Origin of the sequence: Methylobacterium sp. Leaf466 (assembly GCF_001425565.1) — a bacterium.
Classification (GTDB): Bacteria; Pseudomonadota; Alphaproteobacteria; order Rhizobiales; family Beijerinckiaceae; genus Methylobacterium.
Genome location: NZ_LMRC01000033.1, coordinates 111,757 through 130,917, shown reverse-complemented (window position 1 = coordinate 130,917; position 19,161 = coordinate 111,757). Strand labels below are relative to the sequence as shown.

Annotated in this window: 19 protein-coding genes; 8 read left to right on the top strand and 11 right to left on the bottom strand. The window is 71.4% G+C overall.

From position 1 onward, the window contains the following. Window positions 1-262 precede the first annotated feature (262 nt). Together ahcY and hmpA are read right to left on the bottom strand one after the other, a co-directional pair. Window positions 263-1,669: an adenosylhomocysteinase gene (ahcY, locus tag ASG59_RS15610; RefSeq protein WP_156387538.1), complete on the bottom strand. Its 1,407-nt coding sequence runs from the start codon at window positions 1,667-1,669 to the stop codon at window positions 263-265. 255 nt (window positions 1,670-1,924) lie between these two features. Beyond that, a complete protein-coding gene (gene hmpA, locus ASG59_RS15605; protein ID WP_056410087.1) occupies window positions 1,925-3,166 on the bottom strand; it encodes an NO-inducible flavohemoprotein in 1,242 nt (413 codons plus the stop codon). Window positions 3,167-3,261: 95 nt separating this feature from the next. Here hmpA and ASG59_RS15600 point away from each other — a divergent pair, with 95 nt between their 5' ends. After that, window positions 3,262-3,786, top strand: coding sequence for an Rrf2 family transcriptional regulator (locus tag ASG59_RS15600; RefSeq protein WP_244475727.1), 525 nt, complete (start codon window positions 3,262-3,264; stop codon window positions 3,784-3,786). A 78-nt stretch (window positions 3,787-3,864) separates the two neighbouring features. Here ASG59_RS15600 and ASG59_RS15595 read toward each other — a convergent pair whose 3' ends face one another. Both ASG59_RS15595 and ASG59_RS15590 read right to left on the bottom strand, forming a co-directional pair. After that, window positions 3,865-5,484: an AMP-binding protein gene (locus ASG59_RS15595; protein ID WP_056409919.1), complete on the bottom strand. Its 1,620-nt coding sequence runs from the start codon at window positions 5,482-5,484 to the stop codon at window positions 3,865-3,867. A gap of 11 nt (window positions 5,485-5,495) precedes the next feature. After that, window positions 5,496-6,095 (bottom strand): nitroreductase family protein, encoded by a 600-nt coding sequence (locus ASG59_RS15590; protein ID WP_056409915.1) that lies wholly within the window; start codon window positions 6,093-6,095, stop codon window positions 5,496-5,498. A 176-nt stretch (window positions 6,096-6,271) separates the two neighbouring features. Here ASG59_RS15590 and ASG59_RS15585 point away from each other — a divergent pair, with 176 nt between their 5' ends. Then, window positions 6,272-7,564, top strand: a complete 1,293-nt coding sequence (locus ASG59_RS15585; protein ID WP_056409911.1) for a sensor domain-containing diguanylate cyclase — start codon at window positions 6,272-6,274, stop codon at window positions 7,562-7,564. Between the two features lie 29 nt (window positions 7,565-7,593). On the opposite strand, the gene ASG59_RS15580 is transcribed toward ASG59_RS15585, so the two are convergent. The 3 genes from ASG59_RS15580 to ASG59_RS15570 all read right to left on the bottom strand — a co-directional run bounded on the left by ASG59_RS15580 (window position 7,594) and on the right by ASG59_RS15570 (window position 8,622). Further along, on the bottom strand, window positions 7,594-7,914 hold the full coding sequence (locus tag ASG59_RS15580; RefSeq protein WP_056409908.1) for a YnfA family protein: 321 nt from the start codon (window positions 7,912-7,914) through the stop codon (window positions 7,594-7,596). 162 nt (window positions 7,915-8,076) lie between these two features. After that, entirely contained in the window at window positions 8,077-8,316 is a 240-nt protein-coding gene (locus ASG59_RS15575) for a DUF2188 domain-containing protein (RefSeq protein WP_055878913.1), read from the bottom strand. 63 nt (window positions 8,317-8,379) lie between these two features. Further along, window positions 8,380-8,622: a hypothetical protein gene (locus ASG59_RS15570; protein WP_244475726.1), complete on the bottom strand. Its 243-nt coding sequence runs from the start codon at window positions 8,620-8,622 to the stop codon at window positions 8,380-8,382. A 64-nt stretch (window positions 8,623-8,686) separates the two neighbouring features. Here ASG59_RS15570 and ASG59_RS20715 point away from each other — a divergent pair, with 64 nt between their 5' ends. Both ASG59_RS20715 and ASG59_RS15565 read left to right on the top strand, forming a co-directional pair. Next, the gene (locus tag ASG59_RS20715; protein WP_156387489.1) at window positions 8,687-8,851 is read left to right on the top strand and encodes a hypothetical protein; all 165 of its coding nucleotides are present in this window, start codon (window positions 8,687-8,689) and stop codon (window positions 8,849-8,851) included. 201 nt (window positions 8,852-9,052) lie between these two features. Next, window positions 9,053-10,972 carry an AsmA-like C-terminal region-containing protein gene (locus ASG59_RS15565; protein ID WP_210168512.1) on the top strand — a complete coding sequence of 640 codons (1,920 nt, stop codon included), beginning with the start codon at window positions 9,053-9,055 and terminating at the stop codon, window positions 10,970-10,972. Here ASG59_RS15565 and ASG59_RS15560 read toward each other — a convergent pair. Genes ASG59_RS15560 through ASG59_RS15545 form a run of 4 tightly spaced genes read right to left on the bottom strand, consistent with a single transcriptional unit; the run spans window position 10,960 to window position 14,483 of the window. Next, complete coding sequence (locus ASG59_RS15560) at window positions 10,960-11,745, bottom strand: ABC transporter permease subunit (RefSeq protein WP_056409902.1); 786 nt, start codon at window positions 11,743-11,745, stop codon at window positions 10,960-10,962. The genes ASG59_RS15565 and ASG59_RS15560 overlap by 13 nt on opposite strands. Then, window positions 11,742-12,647: an ABC transporter permease subunit gene (locus tag ASG59_RS15555; protein WP_056409900.1), complete on the bottom strand. Its 906-nt coding sequence runs from the start codon at window positions 12,645-12,647 to the stop codon at window positions 11,742-11,744. The genes ASG59_RS15560 and ASG59_RS15555 overlap by 4 nt, the downstream gene beginning before the upstream one ends. Further along, the gene (locus ASG59_RS15550; protein WP_082528804.1) at window positions 12,644-13,771 is read right to left on the bottom strand and encodes an ABC transporter ATP-binding protein; all 1,128 of its coding nucleotides are present in this window, start codon (window positions 13,769-13,771) and stop codon (window positions 12,644-12,646) included. Before ASG59_RS15550 ends, ASG59_RS15555 begins: the two co-directional genes overlap by 4 nt. 19 nt (window positions 13,772-13,790) lie before the next feature. Further along, window positions 13,791-14,483: a Crp/Fnr family transcriptional regulator gene (locus tag ASG59_RS15545; RefSeq protein ID WP_055881017.1), complete on the bottom strand. Its 693-nt coding sequence runs from the start codon at window positions 14,481-14,483 to the stop codon at window positions 13,791-13,793. A gap of 261 nt (window positions 14,484-14,744) precedes the next feature. Between ASG59_RS15545 and ASG59_RS15540 the strand changes: the two genes are divergently transcribed. From ASG59_RS15540 to ASG59_RS15525, 4 genes are all read left to right on the top strand, one after another. Continuing rightward, window positions 14,745-15,383 (top strand): BA14K family protein, encoded by a 639-nt coding sequence (locus tag ASG59_RS15540; protein ID WP_082528803.1) that lies wholly within the window; start codon window positions 14,745-14,747, stop codon window positions 15,381-15,383. 128 nt (window positions 15,384-15,511) lie between these two features. Then, the gene (locus ASG59_RS15535; RefSeq protein ID WP_056409892.1) at window positions 15,512-17,383 is read left to right on the top strand and encodes an ABC-F family ATP-binding cassette domain-containing protein; all 1,872 of its coding nucleotides are present in this window, start codon (window positions 15,512-15,514) and stop codon (window positions 17,381-17,383) included. A 250-nt stretch (window positions 17,384-17,633) separates the two neighbouring features. Beyond that, entirely contained in the window at window positions 17,634-18,644 is a 1,011-nt protein-coding gene (locus ASG59_RS15530; protein WP_056409889.1) for an alpha/beta fold hydrolase, read from the top strand. 80 nt (window positions 18,645-18,724) lie between these two features. Continuing rightward, the gene (locus ASG59_RS15525; protein ID WP_055878941.1) at window positions 18,725-19,159 is read left to right on the top strand and encodes a heme-binding protein; all 435 of its coding nucleotides are present in this window, start codon (window positions 18,725-18,727) and stop codon (window positions 19,157-19,159) included. The last annotated feature ends 2 nt before the right edge of the window (window positions 19,160-19,161 follow it).

Here is a 19,161-nt window from a genome sequence, read left to right as displayed (position 1 = left end):
GACCCCGTCATCGGCTGGCGACTCGCCGTATCCGGCGACTCCGACCCACACTAGCGCGAGCCGGAATCCCGCAGGAAGGGGGCGAAGCTTAACTTTGACCCGAACCGGATCACGTGCCGCCGGGAGGCCGCAGAAAAGACACACCGGACGCCCTCGCCCGCCCCCGGCGGCGCGGCCCCGGACACGAAAAAAGCCCGGCATCGAGCCGGGCTTTTCCGTCACGCAGCGGACCGAGGCGGCCGGGGCCGCCCCACCGTCAGTATCAGTAGCGGTAGTGATCCGGCTTGAACGGGCCGGTCTGCGACACGCCGATGTAGGCGGCCTGATCGGGGCGGAGCTTGGAGAGCTTCACGCCGATCTTCTCGAGGTGGAGCATGGCCACCTTCTCGTCCAGCGCCTTGGGCAGCGTGTAGACCTGACGCTCGTACTTGCCCGGGTTGGTCCAGAGCTCGATCTGGGCGAGCGTCTGGTTGGTGAAGGAGGCCGACATCACGAAGGACGGGTGGCCGGTGGCGTTGCCGAGGTTCACCAAGCGCCCCTCCGACAGGAGGATGATGCGGTGGCCGTCGGGGAAGGTGATCTCGTCCACCTGCGGCTTGATGTTGGACCAGGTCATGTTCTTCAGGCCGACGACCTGGATCTCGTTGTCGAAGTGGCCGATGTTGCACACGATCGCGCGGTCCTTCATGGCGCGCATGTGGTCGATCGTGATGATGTCCTTGTTGCCCGTGGCGGTCACGAAGATATCGGCGCGGGGGGCCGCGTCTTCCATCGTCACGACTTCGTAGCCTTCCATGGCGGCCTGGAGGGCACAGATCGGGTCGATCTCCGAGATCAGGACGCGGCAGCCGGCGTTGCGCAGGGAGGCGGCAGACCCCTTGCCGACGTCGCCGAAGCCCGCGACCATGGCGACCTTGCCGGCCATCATGACGTCGGTGCCGCGACGGATGCCGTCGACGAGCGACTCCTTGCAGCCGTAGAGGTTGTCGAACTTCGACTTGGTGACGGCGTCGTTCACGTTGATCGCCGGGAAGAGCAGCTTGCCCTCCTTGGCGAGGTTGTAGAGGCGGTGGACGCCGGTGGTGGTCTCTTCCGAGACGCCCTTGATCGACTCGGCCAGGCCCGCGAACCAGCCCTTGGGCTTCTCGGCGAGCTTCTTCTTCAGGAGGGCGAAGAACACCTCCTCCTCTTCCGACTCGGGCTTGTCGAGGAAGGCGGTGTCGCCGTTCTCGGCGCGCAGGCCCAGGTGGACGAACATGGTGGCGTCGCCGCCGTCGTCGAGGATCATGTTCGGCATGCCGCCGCCATGCCAGTCGAACAGCTTCGACGTGTAGTCCCAGTACTCCTCAAGGGTCTCGCCCTTGATGGCGAACACCGGGATGCCGGCGGCGGCGATGGCCGCGGCGGCGTGGTCCTGGGTCGAATAGATGTTGCAGGACACCCAGCGGATGTCGGCGCCGAGAGCCTTGAGCGTCTCGATCAGCACCGCGGTCTGGATCGTCATGTGCAGCGAGCCGGCGATCTTTGCGCCCTTGAGGGGCTGCGACGCACCGTATTCCTCACGCGTGGCCATCAGGCCGGGCATCTCGGTCTCGGCGATCGAGATCTCCTTGCGGCCGTACTCGGCCAGGCCGATGTCCTTGACGATGTAATCCTGGGCCGGGGAAATCTGGGCCATGTGGTTCGCTCTCTCGTCTCGCGTTGCGCTTGGGCTGAGCCTCTAGCAGGCGCCGGGGTAGGAAGCAATCAAGACATAAAGATGTCTTTATGCGAACCTCGAGGTCGGCGGGTCGGCGCAGCGGGTGCCGGCCGGCGTGACGACGCGCCCGGTCCACGAACGAGACGCACCGGGCGGCAGCGGCGAAAGAAGGGACCGGACCGCCCGGCCCGATCCCCTCGCGGACGATCCGCCGTGCCGCCGGAGTCACGCGGCCTGGCGGGGCTCCTCCAGCAGTTCGTCGGCGGGGCCGAAGAACTCGAATTTCACCCGCTCGGCGGGCACGCCGTGGCGGGCGAGGCCGTTGACGAGGGCCGCCAGGAACGGCTTGGGGCCGCACAGGTAGTAGGTCGCCTCGCCGAGCGGCGTGCGGGCCGCGAGCCAATCGGCGGTGACGAGGCCGGGGACGTCGTAGTCGACGCCCGGTCGGTCGCCGGCCTCCGGCGAGGCGTAGAAGGTCTGCAGCCGGACGTTGCCCGACCGGGCGGCCAGGGCGCGGACATGCTCGCGCATCGCGTGGACGCGCCCGTTCAGGGCGCCGTGGACGTACCAGACCGGACGCGCATCGCCGCTCTGCACCAGCGTCTCCAGCATGCTCAGCATCGGCGTCAGGCCGACGCCGCCGCTGACGAGCACGACCGGTGCGTCGCTCGAACGGTCGAGGACAAACTCGCCGGCCGGTGGCGCCACCCGCATCGCCGTGCCCGGCCCAGCCTGCGCGTGCAGCCAGTGGGAGACGATCCCGGCGGGCTGGCCGGCGCCGCCCTCGCGCTTGACCGTGATGCGGTAGGCGCGGTCGTTCGGCGCGCAGGAGATCGAGTAGTTGCGCTTGAGCACCCCCCGCCCCGGCGGGTCGAGGAGGAAGCCGAGGTACTGCCCGGGTTCGTGGCGCAGGACGGGCAGGCCGTCGCGCGGCGCCAGCACGAAGGAGCGGATCGTCTCGCTTTCCTCGGCCACCGATTCGATGACGAAGTCGCGCCACCCGTTCCAGCCGCCGGGCTTGTGCGCCAAGTCGCGGGCGATGGCGGCCTCCCGGCCGATCAGGATATGCGCCAGGAACCAGTAGGCCTCGCCCCAGGCCGCGCAGATCTCCGCCGTGGCGGCGTCGCCGAGCACGTCCTGGATCGCGCCGAGCAGCGCGTCGGCCACGAAGGGATAATGCTCGGGCAGGATGTTGAGGGCGACATGCTTCTGGGCGATCCGCTCCACGGCTCCGCTCATGGCTCCGAGGTCGTCGATGTGTCGGGCATAGGCCAGGACCGCCAGGGCGAGCGCCTTGGGCTGCGAGCCGTTCTCGCCATGGTGCGACTGGTTGAAGAGGTCGCGCATCGCCGGGTCCTGGAACAGGCGCTCGTACATCCGCTTCGTGATGGTGAGGCCATGGGCCTCCAGGGCGGGAACGGTGGCCTTGATGAGGGCGACGGTGGCGGGCGTCAGCGGCTGGGACACGGCGAGCTCCAAAGGTTCATTTACAATGAACCTTTGGAGCCGAGATGCAAAAGATGCAAGCAGAATGTATCTTCGAAAGCCTGTAGGAGGTGGCCATGCGCCTCACTCGCTACACAGATTACTCCCTCCGCACCCTGATCTATCTCGGGCTCAACGACACCGGCTTGAGCTCGATCGCCGAGATCGCGCGCGCCTATGGGATCTCGGAGAGCCACCTCACCAAGGTCGTGCACCAGCTCGGGCGGCTCGGCCTCGTCCACACCCTGCGCGGCCGCGGCGGCGGCCTGCGGCTCGCCCGTCCGCCCGCCGAGATCGTCGTGGGCGCCGTCGTGCGGCAGACGGAGGAGGACCTCGCCCTGGTGGAGTGTTTCTCCGGGGGCGCCTGTGCCATCACGGCGCCATGCCGCCTGCGCCGTGCCTTGGGCGAGGCCCTGGCCGCCTTCCTCGCCGTGCTCGACGGCTACACCCTGGCCGACCTGCTCGGGGACGGCGCGGCACCGGATCTGGCCATGCTTCTCGGGTTGCCGGTCGTCGGCGGGAAGGGTGCCACGGCGCCCCGATCCGGCACCGGGGGCACCGCGCCGACGCCCGATACGGGATCGCGTGACGAGCGTGGATGAAAGCGAGCGCCTCGCTTCCGCCTCGTGTGAGGAGGGGTATGAAGGTCCGGTCGAACACACCGCGGCGACCGAGATCGCTCACCCCTCGTCGCGCAGCTGCCGCCGGATGATCTTGCCGGTCGTCGTCATCGGCAGGCTGTCGCGAAACGCGATCTCGCGCGGGTACTCGTGGGCGGAGAGCCGGGTGCGCACGAAGGCCTGGATCTCGTCCGCCAGGGCGTCGCTCGCCGAAAATCCGTGGCGCAGCACCACGAAGGCCTTCACGATCTCGGTGCGCAGCGCATCGGGCTTGCCCACCGCCGCCGCCAGGGCGACGGCCGGGTGGCGCAGGAGGCAGTCCTCGATCTCGGTGGGGCCGATGCGGTAGGCGGCCGAGGTGATGAGGTCGTCCTCGCGGCCGACGAAGTGGACGTAGCCGTCGGCGTCGCGCCGGGCGGTATCGCCGGTCAGCATCCAGTCGCCGCGAAACTTGGCGGCAGTGGCCTCGGGCTGGTTCCAGTAGGACAGGAACATCACCGGGTCGGGCCGGGCCACCGCGATCTCGCCGACTTCGTCGACCTCCGTCTCGCGGCCGTCGGGGCGCTGGACCATCACGCGGTGCCCCGGCACCGGGCGCCCGGTGGACCCCGGCCGCGCCACGCCGGCGGCCCGGCACGCGGCCAGCACGAGGTTGCACTCGGTCTGGCCGTAGGCCTCGCCGATGGTCAGCCCGAGTTCGCTGCGCGCCCAGGCGAAGGTCTCGGGCCCCAGCGCCTCGCCGGCCGAGGCGATGTTGCGCAGGGCCGAGAGGTCGAAGCGCCCGCGCGGATCGGGCACGCCGCGCAGCATCCTGAGCGCGGTGGGGGGCAGGAACACGTTGGTGATGCCCTGGTCGGCGATGAACCGGAACGCGCCCTCGGGATCGAACCGGGCGGTAGGGCGGGCCACCACCGGCACGCCGTGGTGCAGGCTCGGCATCAGGACGTTGAGGAGGCCGCCGGCCCAGGCCCAGTCCGAGGGCGTCCACATCAGGTCGCCGGGTCTCGGGGGAAAGTCGTGCATCATCGCCCAGCCCGGCAGGTGGCCGAGCAGCACCCGATGGGCGTGGAGCGCACCCTTGGCGAGGCCGGTGGTGCCGGAGGTGTAGATCATCAGGGCCGGATCGTCGGCCAGGGTGTCGCGCGGGCAAAACCCCGCCGGCGCCGAAGCGAGGAGGTCGTCCCAGCCGAGGACGCCCTGCGCCGCGCCGTCCGTCGAGACGACATGGGCCAGAGCGGGCAGGTCGGAGCGGATGGCGGCCAGCTTGGCGAGGCCGGGCGCGTCGGTGATCAGGACCCGCGCACCCGCATCGGCGAGGCGGTATCGCAGCGCCTCGGGGCCGAACAGGCCGGCCAGCGGCAGGGCGATGGCGCCGATCTTGTAGGCCGCCGCATGGGCCACGACGACGGCGGCCGATTGCGGCAACAGAATGCCGATGCGCTCGCCCGGCGCGATCCCCAGGGCCACCAGGCCAGCGGCCAGGGCGTCGGACCCCGCCTTGAGCGCGCCGAAGGTGGTGGCCGCCACGGTGCCGTCGCCGCCGACTTCGACGATCGCCGGGCGCTGCGGCTCGCGCAGCCCCCAGCGGTCGCAGACGTCGACGCCGATGTTGAACCGCTCCGGAATCGCCCAGGCGAAGCCGGCGACGAGGCGGTCGTAATCGGGCGCGCTGGCCAGCATGGCGGAAGCGCTCACGTCCCGGCGGGCTTGAAGCCGCCGGCATGGACGAAGTCGGTGATCGGCCGGCGTCCGTTGGGCGTCTCCTTGGCGACCTGCTCGGGCGTGAGCTCGGCCCGCGCCACCGCGCGCCCGACGCCGTAGGCCGCCTCGACCCGGTGGTCGGCGGGCACGTTGAGGGCGGCGACCGCCCGCTCCCGGTCGAACCCGGTCATGCCGTGGGCGTGCCACCCCTGGCGGATCGCCTGGAGCTGGAAGTTGGCCGAGGCCGCGCCGGCATCGAGCGAATGGCTCCAGGACGGCTTCAGCTCGTCGCCCGCCTTCATGTGCGTGCTCGACACCAGGATCACGATGGCGCCGGTGTCCTTCACCCACTTCTGGTTTCCGGGCACCAGGAGGTCGAAGAACACCGGCCAATGGGCCGTGTCGCGCAGGGCGTAGAGGAAGCGCCAGGGCTGCGAGTTGTAGGCCGAAGGCGCCCAGCGCGCCGCCTCGAACATCCGCAGCAGCTCGGCCTCCGGCACCGCCTCTCCCGTGAAGGCGCGCGGCGACCACCGCTCGATGAAGAGCGGATCGATCTCGTGGTCGGGCCGGCGCGGGTTGGAAGACGTCACGGGCGATCTCCGGATGGCGGCCGCGCGATGCGGCGGGGTCGACGGGACACCGCATGCACGACATCCGCCCCGGAGCGCAAACCCCGTGCGGATCGCGCCGTTCCCGTTAGCGATATCGTCATCTTATGGGCCCAGGCTCCCGCCTCCCGCGGCCGAACGCGAGACGAGGTGACGGCGTGCCATACGGCTCTGGCCAGACCGAACGGCCGGCGGGAGGCCCCGCCGCCGCCAACGATTCGGCGACCCTGGATGCGGTGCTGCTCGATGCGGCCGACCGCTGCCTGCGCTCGGGACGCTTCCTCGACAGCTTCGGTCCGGTCCTCGAGGCCCGTTTCGAGGCCGACACCCGCCAGGACCGCATCCGCCAGATCAGGTACGCCGTCTTCATCGGCATCCTGGTGTTCAACATCTACAACCTGACCGGGCTCGTCACGCTGCCGGATTGGTGGGTGCTCAACCTGGTCCTGAGGGCCGCCGTGGTCACGCCGGTCGGCCTGTTCGTCTACTGGGCGTCGAGCCGGGTGGGAGGCGGCCTGCGCGAGATGCTGTGCGCCGGGGCCATGGTCGGCGCCAACGGCGTCCCGATCCTGCTGATGGCCCTGGAGGGCGGGCCGCGCATCTATCTGTGCACGGCCGAGATCATGCTGAGCATCGTGTTCGGCAGCAACGTGCTGCCGCTGCGCTTCTCCTGGGCCTGTATCGTCTCCGCGGTCACCGCCGTCCTGGCGACGACGGTGGTGCTGACGAAGTCCGACATCCCGATCGAGCTCGGGCTCGTCATCGTGATCGACCTCCTCGTCATGATGAACTTCACGCTCATGGCCGCCCGGCGGACCGAGGCCGCGAACCGGCGCGACTATCTCCTGACCCTGCGCGAGACGCTGCGCGGCAGGCGCCTGGCCGAAGACAACACGATGCTCGCCCGCCTATCCACCACCGATTCCCTCACGGGGCTCGCCAACCGTCGACGGTTCGCGCGCAGCATGGGCGACCTCTGGCAGGGCGCCGTGGAAGGTCGCCGCTTCGCGTTGATCCTGCTCGATGTCGACCACTTCAAGCTCTTCAACGACCGCTACGGTCACAGCGCGGGAGACGACTGCCTGCGGGCGATCGCCGCCATCCTCGCCCGTCACGCCACCGGCCCGTCCGACGTCGCGGCCCGCTATGGCGGCGAGGAATTCGCCGTCCTGCTGCCGGGCCGGACCCTGGTGCAAGCCCTCGAGGTCGCCGAAGCGCTCCGCCGCGGCGTCGAGGACCTGGCGGTGCCGCACGCGGCCCGCAAGGACGGCCTCGGCCGCGTCACCGTCAGCCTCGGCGTCGCGATCAGCAGCCAGGCGGCCTCCGATGCCGCCCTGGTCGAGGCGGCCGACCTCGCCCTCTATGCCGCCAAGGAAGCGGGGCGCAACCGCATCCAGTCCCCGGCCGGCCCGCGCCGGCGCGACGACCCGGCCGTGATGCCGGCGGCCTAAGGGCTATTCTCTGAGTGACGCAGTCGTCGTCAGAGCCGAGGTCCGAACAGGATCACCGCGGTGCCCAGAAGGCAGATCGCTCCCCCCGACAGATCCCACCGGTCGGGCTGGCGCCCCTCGACGGCCCATAGCCAGGCCAGGGACGCGGCGACGTAGACGCCGCCGTAAGCGGCATAGGCCCGGCCCGCGGCCTCGCTCTCGACCCGCGTCAGCAGCAGCGCGAACAGCGCCAGCGCGGCGAGCCCCGGCAGCAGCCAGAGCGCGGAGCGATCCAGGCGCAGCCACGCCCAGAACGCGAAGCACCCGGCGATCTCGGCGAGCGCCGCCCCCACGAAGATGATTGCCGTCATGACGGGGCTCCCCAACCGCGGGCACCCGCATAGCCAGGCCCCCCGGCGGCGGTATCCCTTTTCGACCCTGCCGTCACAGCCTTGGGCCGCAGGCTCGCCTCGCCACCCGCGAAGGGTGCCCCCCGGACACCGGCAGGTCGATGTCCGGGGGGAGGTCGAGACCTATTCGGTGACCTTGGCCCGCGGCCGGTCATCGCCGCGCGCGGTCTCGTCGTGCCAGGCGCCACTGCCGTCCTGGTAACGGATGCCCTCGGTGGAGCCGGGGACCTGCTGCTCGGCGGCCGCCGCCTGGGCGGCCTGGAGGGCTTCGTCGCGGCTCGGGAACGTCTCGGAGAACACGTCCCCGACCTTGTAGGCGTAGCCGCCGTCGTGCTCGACGATGTGATAGGTGACGTCCGTCATCGGTTCGGTTCCCGTGTACGAGGATATGACGGCGAACGGACCGGGCCGTGCGGGAGTTCCGCTTCAGTGCCGCGTCGTACCGGCCCAGCCGAGGGTGGCGACCGCCGCCCGGCAGCCGGCGATCAGCGAATCGCGCACGTCGTCCGGGTCGAAACCGGGCCCATCGGGGAAGGCCAGGACCTGGACCGTCCCGTCGCTCTCGCGTCGCAGCCGGCAGATCCAGCCGTCGGGCGAGCGCTCGAAGGCGACCGCGAAGCGGTGACCGTCCTCCTCGAAATGATGGGGTTCCAGATCACGGGGTTTCATGAGGCCTCTTCCTCGCTAAGGAGCTGCGGGCGACATCCCGCGTCGCCCATCCTTTAGGACCGTCATGCTGATCCGCGCCATCGTCGTCCTCGTCCTGTCGACTCTCGCCGTGCCCCTGGCCGGCTGCGGCTCGTCCCGCGAGCGGACCCTCGGCTCGGGCACTCCGACCAACCCGTTCGCCTCGAATTTCGCATCGCGTCAGATGGAGGCGGAGCCGCCGCGGCGCTAGGGGTAGGCCGTCCGAGCCGCCCGTGCCGGCGCCGAAACACGGCCCTCCGGCAGCACTCGACAGGGCTTTCCCCGGCCCGGCGCCCCCAGGCGGGACCGGCGTGGAGACAAAGCGGGTGCGAGCCGGTAAGGAAGGTCGTGTCCGCACGGTCGCGGCCGACGTCGGGACACCCCCTGGGACCGTCCCTCCTCCCGGAGCGAAATGTCGCCGCGCCCCTCGTCGCCAGAGCTTACCGAGCCCGTCCGCACGCGGACCGGGACCGGTGCGCGCGTCCTTGCGGTCGCAGCCCTCGGCGCCGGTGTGGTCGCGGCCTGCCTGCCCTGGAGCGTGACCTCCCCTCGCCTGCTCGCGATGGTCGCCGACGATCTGGCGCGGTCCTACGGCATCGCGCTGACGGCCGACGGCCCTACCGAGATCGCGCTCCTCCCGTTTCCGCGCCTCAACGTCTCCGGCACGCGCCTGACCGCCGGCGGTCCGGACGGGGCGATCCTGGCCGAGGGCGGCCAGTTGAGCCTCCAGCTCAGCCTCGTCGCCCTGGCCATGGGGCGCGTCGACCTCGACGCGGTCTCCCTCGACGGCGCCGCCGTGACCCTGCCCCTGTCGGAGACGGACGACCGCTGGCGCGGTCCGATGGAGAGGATCGTCCGGCGTTTCGGCAGCGAGGCGGAGTCCCGCCCCCTTCGGCTCGGCCTGACCCGCGCCACGGTGACGGTGCGCGATCCACGCGACGGCGCGATCCAGACGGTGAGCGACGTGACCTTGGGCCTCACCTCGCCGTTTTGGGGAACCCGCGCCGAGATCGTCGCCCGCGGCATCTGGCGGGAGCGGGACGCCCAGCTGCGCCTGTCGGGCCTCGACCTGCCGGCCCTGCTCGATGGACGTGTCAGCCGCTTTGCCGCGACCGCGTCCTGGCCCGCCGCCACCTTCGACGCGAAGGGAAGCGTCGTCCTGGGCGCGCGTTACGCCGTCTCGGGCCACCTGCGGCTCGCCAGCCAGTCCCTGCCGGAAATGCTGGATTGGAGCGGCGTCACGGTCGCCCTCGCTCCCCTCCTCGATGCGTTGGTCGTCGAGAGCGATTTCACCACCGAAGCCGGAACGCTGATCCTGCCGCGCCTGCGGGTGGAGATGGGTGGAAACCGCCTCGAGGGCGCCGGGTCGCTCGCGCTCGCCGGGGGGCGTCCCGCGATCCAGGCGACCCTCGCCGCCGAGACCCTCAACATCGCGCCGCTGGTGCGCGACCTCGCCACCGCCTTCGGCATCGAGGGCGATGCCCGGCCCGCCCCGGAGTGGACGGGGCGCTCCCTGTCGCTGGCTGCGGCGACGATGGGCGACCTCGACCTGAGGCTCTCGGCCGCCGAGACGCGGGTCGGGCCGCTCCTGGTGGAGGACGTCGCCGCCGGTCTCATCGTCCGCTCCGGCAACGTCGAGGCGTCGCTCGGGCGCGCCAATCTCCAGGGTGGCACGCTCAAGGGCCGCGTCGTGCTCGGCGATCCGGGGGAAGACCGGGGCACGGAGGTGAAGGCCCAGGGCGCGTTCGAGGGGGTCGATCTCGGCGCGCTCCTCACCGCCTTCGGCGAGGAGCGGTGGCTCGTCGGCCCCGCCAAGGGCAGCTTCGCCATGGACAGCCGCGCGGCGACGATGGGCGACCTCGTGGCCAATGCCAACGGCCGCGCGGGCCTCGCCGTCGAGGGCGGGGCGATCAGCGGGCTCGATCTCGGCGCCCTCCTGCAGCGCCCGGCGGACGCGGCGGCCGGATCGCCGCAGCAGCGGATCGGGCGCACCGATTTCTCCAGCGCCGCCGTCACCCTGCGCTTCAAGGACGGACAGGGCACCGTCACGCAGGGCCGGCTGGCCGCCCCGACCGTCGCCGCCTCCCTCGCCGGGACGATCTCGCTCGACCGGCGCCACCTCGACATCCGGGCAGGGCTGTCGCCGGCCGAGACCGAGGTTCCACTCCGGCAGTTCGGGATCACCGGCCCCTGGGACGCGATCGTCGTGCGCGCGCTGCTCGCCGATGCGTCCGAGGCCGGCCCGCGCGGGCTGGCGGTCATGAAGCCCGACCTGCTGCGGCTTCCTGCCAAGGCCGCCCTTCCGGCCACCGCCCGCTCCTATGCGCCCTGACCGGGACGGGCATCGCGTCCCATCAGCCGGCTGGCGGTGAGCGCGACCACCGTCACCACCCCGATCAGCAGCGTCGAGGCCGCGTTGATCTCCGGGTTCACCCCGAGGCGGATCTGGCTGTAGAGCCTCATCGGCAGGGTCGTCGCGCCCGGTCCCGAGACGAAGCTCGCCACGACGAGGTCGTCCAGCGACAGCGTGAAGGCGAGGAGGAAGCCTGCCGCCAGGGCCGGTGCCGCCAGCGGCAGCGTCACCGTGAGGAACACCCTGACCGGACCGGCGCCGAGATCCCGCGCCGCCTCCTCCAGGGACGGATCGAGGCCCTTCAGCCGGGCCCCGACCACGACCGCGACGAAGCCGGTGGCGAGGGTCGCATGGGCGATGACGATGGTGGCGATGCCCCGGTCGAGCCCGAGCCCGACGAAGAGGAGCAGCAGCGCCAGACCCGCGATCACCTCCGGCATCACCATCGGGGCATGGACGAGGCCGGTGAAGAGCGCGCGGCCGGGGAAGCGGCCGCTGCGCGTCAGGGCGAGGGCGGCCAGGGTGCCCATGACGGTCGCGATCAGGGCGGAGGCGAGCGCCACGCGCAGGGACACCAGGGCGGCCGCCAGGAGCGGCCCGTCGGACAGGAGGACCCCGTACCACCGCGTCGAGAACCCGCCCCACACGGTCACCAATGCCGAGGCGTTGAAGGAATAGACCACCAGCACCGCGATGGGCGCGTAGAGGAAGGCGAAGCCCAGGATCAACGCGCCTTTGGCGACGGCGCTCATCGCGCCGCCTCGCCGCGCCGGGTCTCCGCCTCGCGAAACACGACGATGGGGCCGACCACGATGACGAGGAGCAGGATCGCCACCGCCGAGGCCAGCGGCCAGTCGCGGTTGGAGAAGAACTCGCTCCACAGGACCCGCCCGAGCATGAGCGTGTCCGACCCGCCCAGCAGGTCGGGGACGATGAACTCGCCCACCATCGGGATGAAGCACAGAAGTGCCCCGGCCACGAGCCCGTGCCGGGCGAGCGGCAGCGTCACCGTCCAGAACACCCGCGTCGGCGAGGCCCCGAGATCGGCGGCGGCCTCCCGTAGGCGCGGATCGGCCTTGGCCATCACCGCGTAGAGCGGCAGCACCAGGAACGGCAGGTAGGCATAGGTCAGCCCGACCAGCACCGCCGCCTGCGTCCCCAGGATCTCCAGCGGGCGGTCGACGAGCCCGAGGCGCGTGAGGCCGGCGCTCAGGAGCCCCTCGGGCTTCAGGATCGCGATCCAGGCGTAGATGCGGATGAGGAAGCTCGTCCAGAACGGCACGATCACCAGGGCGACGAGGAATGGCTGAACCTTCGCCGGAGCACGCGCCATGGCATGGGCGATGGGCGTGCCGACGAGGGCGAGGATCAGCGTGGCCACCGCCGCCAGGGACAGCGACGACAGGGCGGCATCGCGGTAGAGGCTGTCGTTGGCCAGGGTCTCGTAGTTGGCGAAATCCAGGGCCTCGAGGAAGTGGGCCCAGCCCTGGAGTCCGGTGCTCCAATCGAGCACGGGCAGGTAGGGCGGCTGCGCGGTGGCCGGCTCCGACAGGCTGATCTTGAGGGTGATCAGGACGGGCAGCAGGAAGAACGCGCCGAGCCACAGGAACGGCAGCACCGGCAGCAACCGGAGGAGGCGCGGCCGCGGCGTCATGGCGGCAATATCGCGGCGGCGCGCGGATCGATGTCGACGGCCACCGTGTCCCCGGGGACGAACGCGGATGCCGCCGGGCGCATCACGCGGATGAGGGTGCCGTCCGACAGCCGCACGCCGTAGCGGATGCGGTCGCCGAGGTAGGTCCGGTCCGCCACCGTCCCGGACAGGCGCGTCGCCGGATCGGCTTGGGACAGATCGATCCGGGACAGATCGATCCGGGACAGATCGATCCGGGACAGATCGATCCGGGACAGATCGATCCGCTCCGGACGAAGGGCCACGACGACGGCCTCGCCCTCCGCCCAGGCCCGGTCAGAGGCCGCGACGTCGACGGGCCCGAAGCCGGCCTCGACGCGGTGAGCGCCGTCCCCCCTGCCGGCGATGCGCCCGTCGACGAGGTTCACGTCGCCCAGAAGCGCGGCGACGAAGCGGTCCGCCGGCCGTTCGTAGAGGTCCGCCGGCGTCCCGATCTGCACGAGGCGGCCGCCACGCATCACCCCGATGCGGTCGGCCATGGTCATGGCCTCGCCGGCGTCGTGGGTGACGACGACGAAACTCGTGCCGAGGCGGCGCTGCAGCGCGCGCAACTCCCCTTGCGTCTCCTCGCGCAAGGCGCGGTCGAGGGCGCCGAGGGGCTCGTCGAGGAGCAGCACCCTGGGTTCGCGGGCGAGCGCACGGGCCAGGGCCACCCGCTGGCGCTGGCCGCCCGAGAGGGTCTCGGGCAGGCGCGCCTCGAAGCCTTCGAGGCGCACGAGGCGCAGGAGCGTGGCGATCCGCTCGGCGACGGCCCCGCGCCCGAGCCCGAGGCCTTTCAGCCCGTAGCCGACGTTGCGGCCGACGCTGAGGTGGGGAAACAGGGCATAGGACTGGAACATCATGTTCACCGGCCGCCGGTGCGCCGGCAGGGCGGCAAGGTCGTCTGCGCCCAGGTGGATCGTGCCGGAGGTCGGCGCCTCGAAGCCGGCGACGAGGCGCAGCAACGTGCTCTTGCCGCAGCCCGAGGGGCCGAGCAGGCACACGAACTCGCCGGGCGCCAGATCGAGGGAGACGTCGTCCACCGCCGTGAAGGCGCCGAACCGCTTCGTCAGGCCGGCGATGCGCAACAGGGGCGGGGTCGGCACGGTCACGGGCCCCGGCCGATCAAGAATCCTCGCGCAACGCCTCGGCGACGCGGGCCTCCAGCAGGTCGGGCCTGCGGATCACCAGGGCGCCGCGGGTGCGGTCGATGAGCCCGTCGGCGGCCATGACCGTGAACTCGCGGGTCACCTGCTCGCGACGGCAGCCGATGCGGGCGGCGAGCACGTGATGGTAGGGCGGCGGCGTGACCACGCGGGCGCCGTCGCTGCCCGCGCGCGGCACCGAAAGGCGTAGCAATTCGGCATAGAGGCGGTGGCGCAGGTCGAGGAGCGCGTGCTCCATCAGCCGGGTGTTCAGTTCGCGCACGCGCTTGGCCAGCAGCCGGAACAGGCGGTCGGCGATCGGCTCGGAGGCGAACACCATCTGCCGGAAGACCGGGGCCGGGACCACGCAGACCTCGCCGCGGGTGAGCGCGGTGACGTTGGCCGAGCGGCCGATGCCGTCGAGCGCGGCCAACTCGCCGAAGAAGGCACCGCCGCGCATCTCGCCGAGGATGACTTCCTTGCCGGACTGCGACCGGTTGAGGATTCGCACCTCGCCGGCGATGATGAAATAGACGTCGGTGGAGACATCGTCGTAGTCGACCAGAACCTCGTTCTCGTCGAACTTGCGCCAATGACAACGGGTCTCGTAGGCCGACAGTTCGATCCCCGGCTCCTTGAAGAACGGGATCCCGGTCAGCCGCCCTGCACTCACGTCGTCCACCTTCCGTTGCCGGACCGATCGTTAAGCCCTCGCCCGGGCGGGTCAAGCCGGATGGGCACCGGGCCGGCGGATAGAGGTGGATGCCGTCGGGACGACGCGACGGGCCCCTGGACCGGACCGACCCGCACCGCCGCGCCCGTGTCGATCTTTCCGCGATGAGGCGATGAACACCGGCCGGCCGAGCGCGTTGAGTTCCATCGCCCCAAAAGTAGATCCCTGCTCCGGGCCACTTTTCGAGAAATGGAATTCGCCATGGTCAAGGTTATTCTGCCGTCGCTCATCGCGGGAGGTCTTGCCTCCGCCATGCTCCTGACCGCACCCGCGCCCGCATCGGCGGCCGAAGTCTCCGGACGGCCGACGTTAGGCGCCCTGCAGCGGGGCGGCGCGCCGACCGGATACATGCAGTTTCGCGGTGGACGCGGCGGCTTTGCCGGCGGCGGGATCGGCGGTGGCCGGGGCTTCGGCGGAGGACGCGGCTTCGCAGGCGGACGCGGCTTTGGAGGAGGACGCGGATTCGCGGGCGGACGCGGCTTCGCGGGACGCGGCTTCGGCGGTGGCGGCTATCGCCGTGGCGGGATCGGCGGCGGCGCCGTGATCGGCGGTCTCGCCGCGGGTGCATTGCTCGGCGGAGCGATCGCCAGCCAGTCGGGCGGCGGCTACTACGGCTACGGTGGACAGCCGGGATACGGCTACGGCTACGGGGCGCAGCCCGGTTACGGATACGGCTATCAGGTCCAGCCGGGCTACGGGTACGGGGTGCAACCGGTCTACGAGGTGCAATCCGAGGATCCGCGCAATACGGTCGCCTATTGCGTCCAGCGTTTCCGCTCCTACGACCGGGCCTCCGGCACCTATCTCGGCAACGACGGCCTGCGTCACGCCTGTCCCTAGAGCGAATCGATCCGGTCCGGAGGGGTCCCGCGCGCTGCGGGGCCCACCGGGCCGGGTGCACGATCCTGCCGGGGGTCTCGAACTTCGGCGGGCTTGCCTCGCACGGGCCGCCACCGCACAAGCGCGCCATGCTGCGCGTCAACGACCTCACCTATCGCATCGGCGAGCGCCTGATCCTCGACGGCGCCACCTTCTCGATCCCCGACCGGGCTCGCGTCGGGCTCGTGGGCCGCAACGGCGCCGGCAAAACCACCCTGTTCAGGGCGATCCTGGGAGAACTGCCCACCGAGGGCGGCACCGTCTCGATGCCCAAGGGCATGCGCATCGGCGCCGTGGCCCAGGAGGCGCCGGCCGGGCCCGAGACGCTCCATTCCGTCGTCCTCGCGGCCGATACCGAGCGCACCCGCCTGATGGCGGAGGCCGAGCACGCCGACGGCCTGCGCCGCGCCGAGATCGAGACCCGCCTCGTGGACATCGAGGCGCATTCGGCCCCCGCCCGCGCCGCCGCCATCCTGCACGGCCTCGGCTTCGACGCCGTCGCGCAGGGCCGGCCGTGCGCGGATTTCTCCGGCGGCTGGCGGATGCGCGTGGCGCTGGCCGCGGTGCTGTTCTCCGAGCCCGACCTGCTGCTACTCGACGAGCCGACCAACTACCTCGACATCGAGGGCACGATCTGGCTCTACGACTACCTGGAGCGCTATCCGCGCACCGCCGTCATCATCAGCCACGACCGCGATCTGCTCGACGAGTGCGTCGACCACATCCTCCACCTCGACCGCGGCAAGCTCGCCATCTACCGCGGCGGCTACACCTCCTTCGCGCGGCAGGTGGCCGAGAAGAGGGTGCTGCAGGCCAAGGCCAAGGTGAAGCAGGACGCCGAGCGCGCCCATCTCCAGAGCTTCGTCGACCGCTTCAAGGCCAAGGCGACCAAGGCCCGCCAGGCCCAGTCCCGCGTCAAGCGCCTCGCCAAGATGGAGATCATCGCCTCGGTGATCGAGGACGACGTGCCCGTCTTCCGCCTGCCGAGCCCGGAGCGGCCGCTCTCGCCCCCCATCGTCGCGATGGAGCGGGTGCAGGCGGGCTACGCCGACCGCATCGTGCTCTCGGGCCTCAACATGTCGCTGGCCCCCGACGACCGGGTCGCCCTGCTCGGCGCCAACGGCAACGGCAAGTCGACCTTCTGCAAGCTCATCGGCGGGCGCATGGCTCCCTTGAGCGGCGAGATGAAGCGGTCCTCGAAGATGGAGGTCGCCTATTTCGCCCAGCACCAGCTCGACGAGCTGCGCCCGGCCGAGAGCGCCTACGCCCATGTCCGCGACCTGATGCCGGACGTGCCCGAAGCCAAGGCCCGCGCCGCGGCCGCCCGCCTCGGCTTCTCGGGACCCAAGTCCGAGACGCCGGTGTCGCAGCTCTCGGGCGGCGAGAAGGCCCGGCTCCTGATGGGGCTGGCCGCCTTCAACGGTCCGCACCTCCTCATCCTCGACGAGCCCACCAACCACCTCGACATCGAGAGCCGCCAGGCCCTGGTGGCGGCGATCAACGACTACGAGGGCGCGGTCATCCTGGTGAGCCACGACCGCTTCCTGGTGGAGGCCTGCGCCGACCGGCTCTGGCTCGTGGCCGACGGCAGCGTGAAGGCCTTCGACGGCGACATGGACGACTACCGACGCTTCGTCCTCTCCGGCCCCGAGCGCGAGGCCGACAAGGCCGCCGCCGAACCGGCCGGCGGCGCCAAGGCGCAGGAGCGCCGCTCCAACGCCGAACGCCGCAGCGCGCTCGCTCCCCTGCGCAAGAAGCTCGACGGCGTCGAGGCGCGGATGACGAAGCTCTCCGACGCGATGGCCAAGATCGACGCGGCCCTCTCCGACGGCTCGGCCTTCCAGGCCAATCCCGCCAAGGCGGCGGAACTGATGAAGATGAGGTCTGATGCCGCGGTGGCCCTCGAAGCCGCGGAAGAGGAATGGCTCGGCCTGAGCGCGGAGATCGAAGGCGAGGGGTGATGGCTCGCCGGCTCGTGCCGTCGGCGTGTTCGAGCCGAACGCGATCCCCTCCCCGTTGCGGCGATCGGCAGGGGTCGGTTGCGCCTGGCGCGATACGGGCTCACCCCGCCACCCCCACCTCCAACTGATCCCCGCAAGCGGAGGAGAGCCGCGCCGCACACTCCAGTGGCGATCGTCCCGCAGGGGCTGCGCGGCAACATTCCGCCCCCACCCACGTTGCCGGTGCTGACCATTCCTCCGGGACGACACCATGACGACACCACGCCGCCGGACCCTGTCGAAGCGACGCCTCGGTATCGGGCTCGCCCTCGCCCCCCTGGTCGCGGCCGGCGGATGGATCGCCTACAGCCACCTCGCGCTCGACCGTGCCGTGGCGCTGCCGCCGGCCCTGCCGGGTCCGCGCGACGAGATCGACAGCCCCGCCGGCCGCCTGAGCTACTACCGCACCGACGAGACGGCGGGCGTGCCGCTCCTCCTGGTCCACTCGATCAACGCCGCGGCCAACGCCTACGAGGTCCGGCCGCTCTACATGCACTACCGGACGCGCCGGCCGGTCTACGCGATCGACCTGCCGGGGTTCGGGTTCTCGGAGCGCAGCGACCGCACCTACACGCCAAGGCTGATGACCGATGCGATCCATGCCATGGTCGAGGCGATCCGCGCCCGCCACGGCGGGGGTGCGGTCGACGCCGTGGCGCTGTCGCTTTCGGCCGAATACCTCGCCCGCGCCGCCGTCGAGCGCCCGCAGGACTACCGCAGCCTCGGCCTGGTGAGCCCGACCGGCTTCGACGCGCGGCTCTCGGGCTCGGGGCCGGACCAATCCACCCGCGGCAGCGACACCGCCCGGTCGATCGTCGCGCAGCCGCTCTGGGGCCGCCCCCTCTACGACCTCCTCGTGAGCCGGCCGAGCATGCGCTTCTTCCTGGAGAAGACCTGGGGGTCGGCCGAGATCGACGAGGGCCTGTTCGCATACGACCAGGCCTCGGCCCACCAGCCCGGCGCCGAGCACGCCCCGTTCTCGTTCCTGTCCGGCCACCTGTTTCCCGCCGACATCACCCGGGTCTACGCCCGCCTCGAGCGGCCGGTCTGGATGGTCCACGGCACCCGGGGCGACTTCGTCGACTACCGCCACGTCGACGACGTGCGGGCCAAGCCGAACTGGACGGTGGCCGTGCTGCCCACCGGCGCGTTTCCGCACTTCGAGCGGCTCGCCGACGTGACCGCGCGCTACGACGCCTTCCTGGCCGGACTCGGCGGCTGAGGGCCGCTGGCTCCCGCCCCCCGGCCGTACTATTCCTCGGCGCGACCGCCGCGTGACCGGCGGTCGGCACCGGAGTCCCCATGACCGACCTCACCCTCGCCGCCGCCCAGGCCATCGTCGCCACCGCCCTCGCCACCGCCCGCGAGCGCGGCCTCAAGCCCCTGGCCGTGGCGGTCTACGACGCCCGCGGGGCGCTCAAGGCGTTTGCCGCCGAGGACGGCACATCCCTGCGCCGGGCCGAGATCGCCATGGGCAAGGCCAACGGCTGCCTGGCGCTCGGGCTCGGTGGACGCGCCATCGCCAAGCGCGCCGAGGAACAGGCGTATTTCGTGGCCGCCGTCAGCCACCTCGTCGGCCCGGCCGCGATGGTGCCGGTGCCGGGCGGCGTGCTGATCCGCCAGGGCGACGTGCTCGTGGGTGCGGTCGGCATCTCGGGCGACACCTCCGACAACGACGAGGTCTGCGCGCTGGCCGGCATCGAGGCGGCGGGCTTTTCGGCCCAGACCGGCGCCTGACG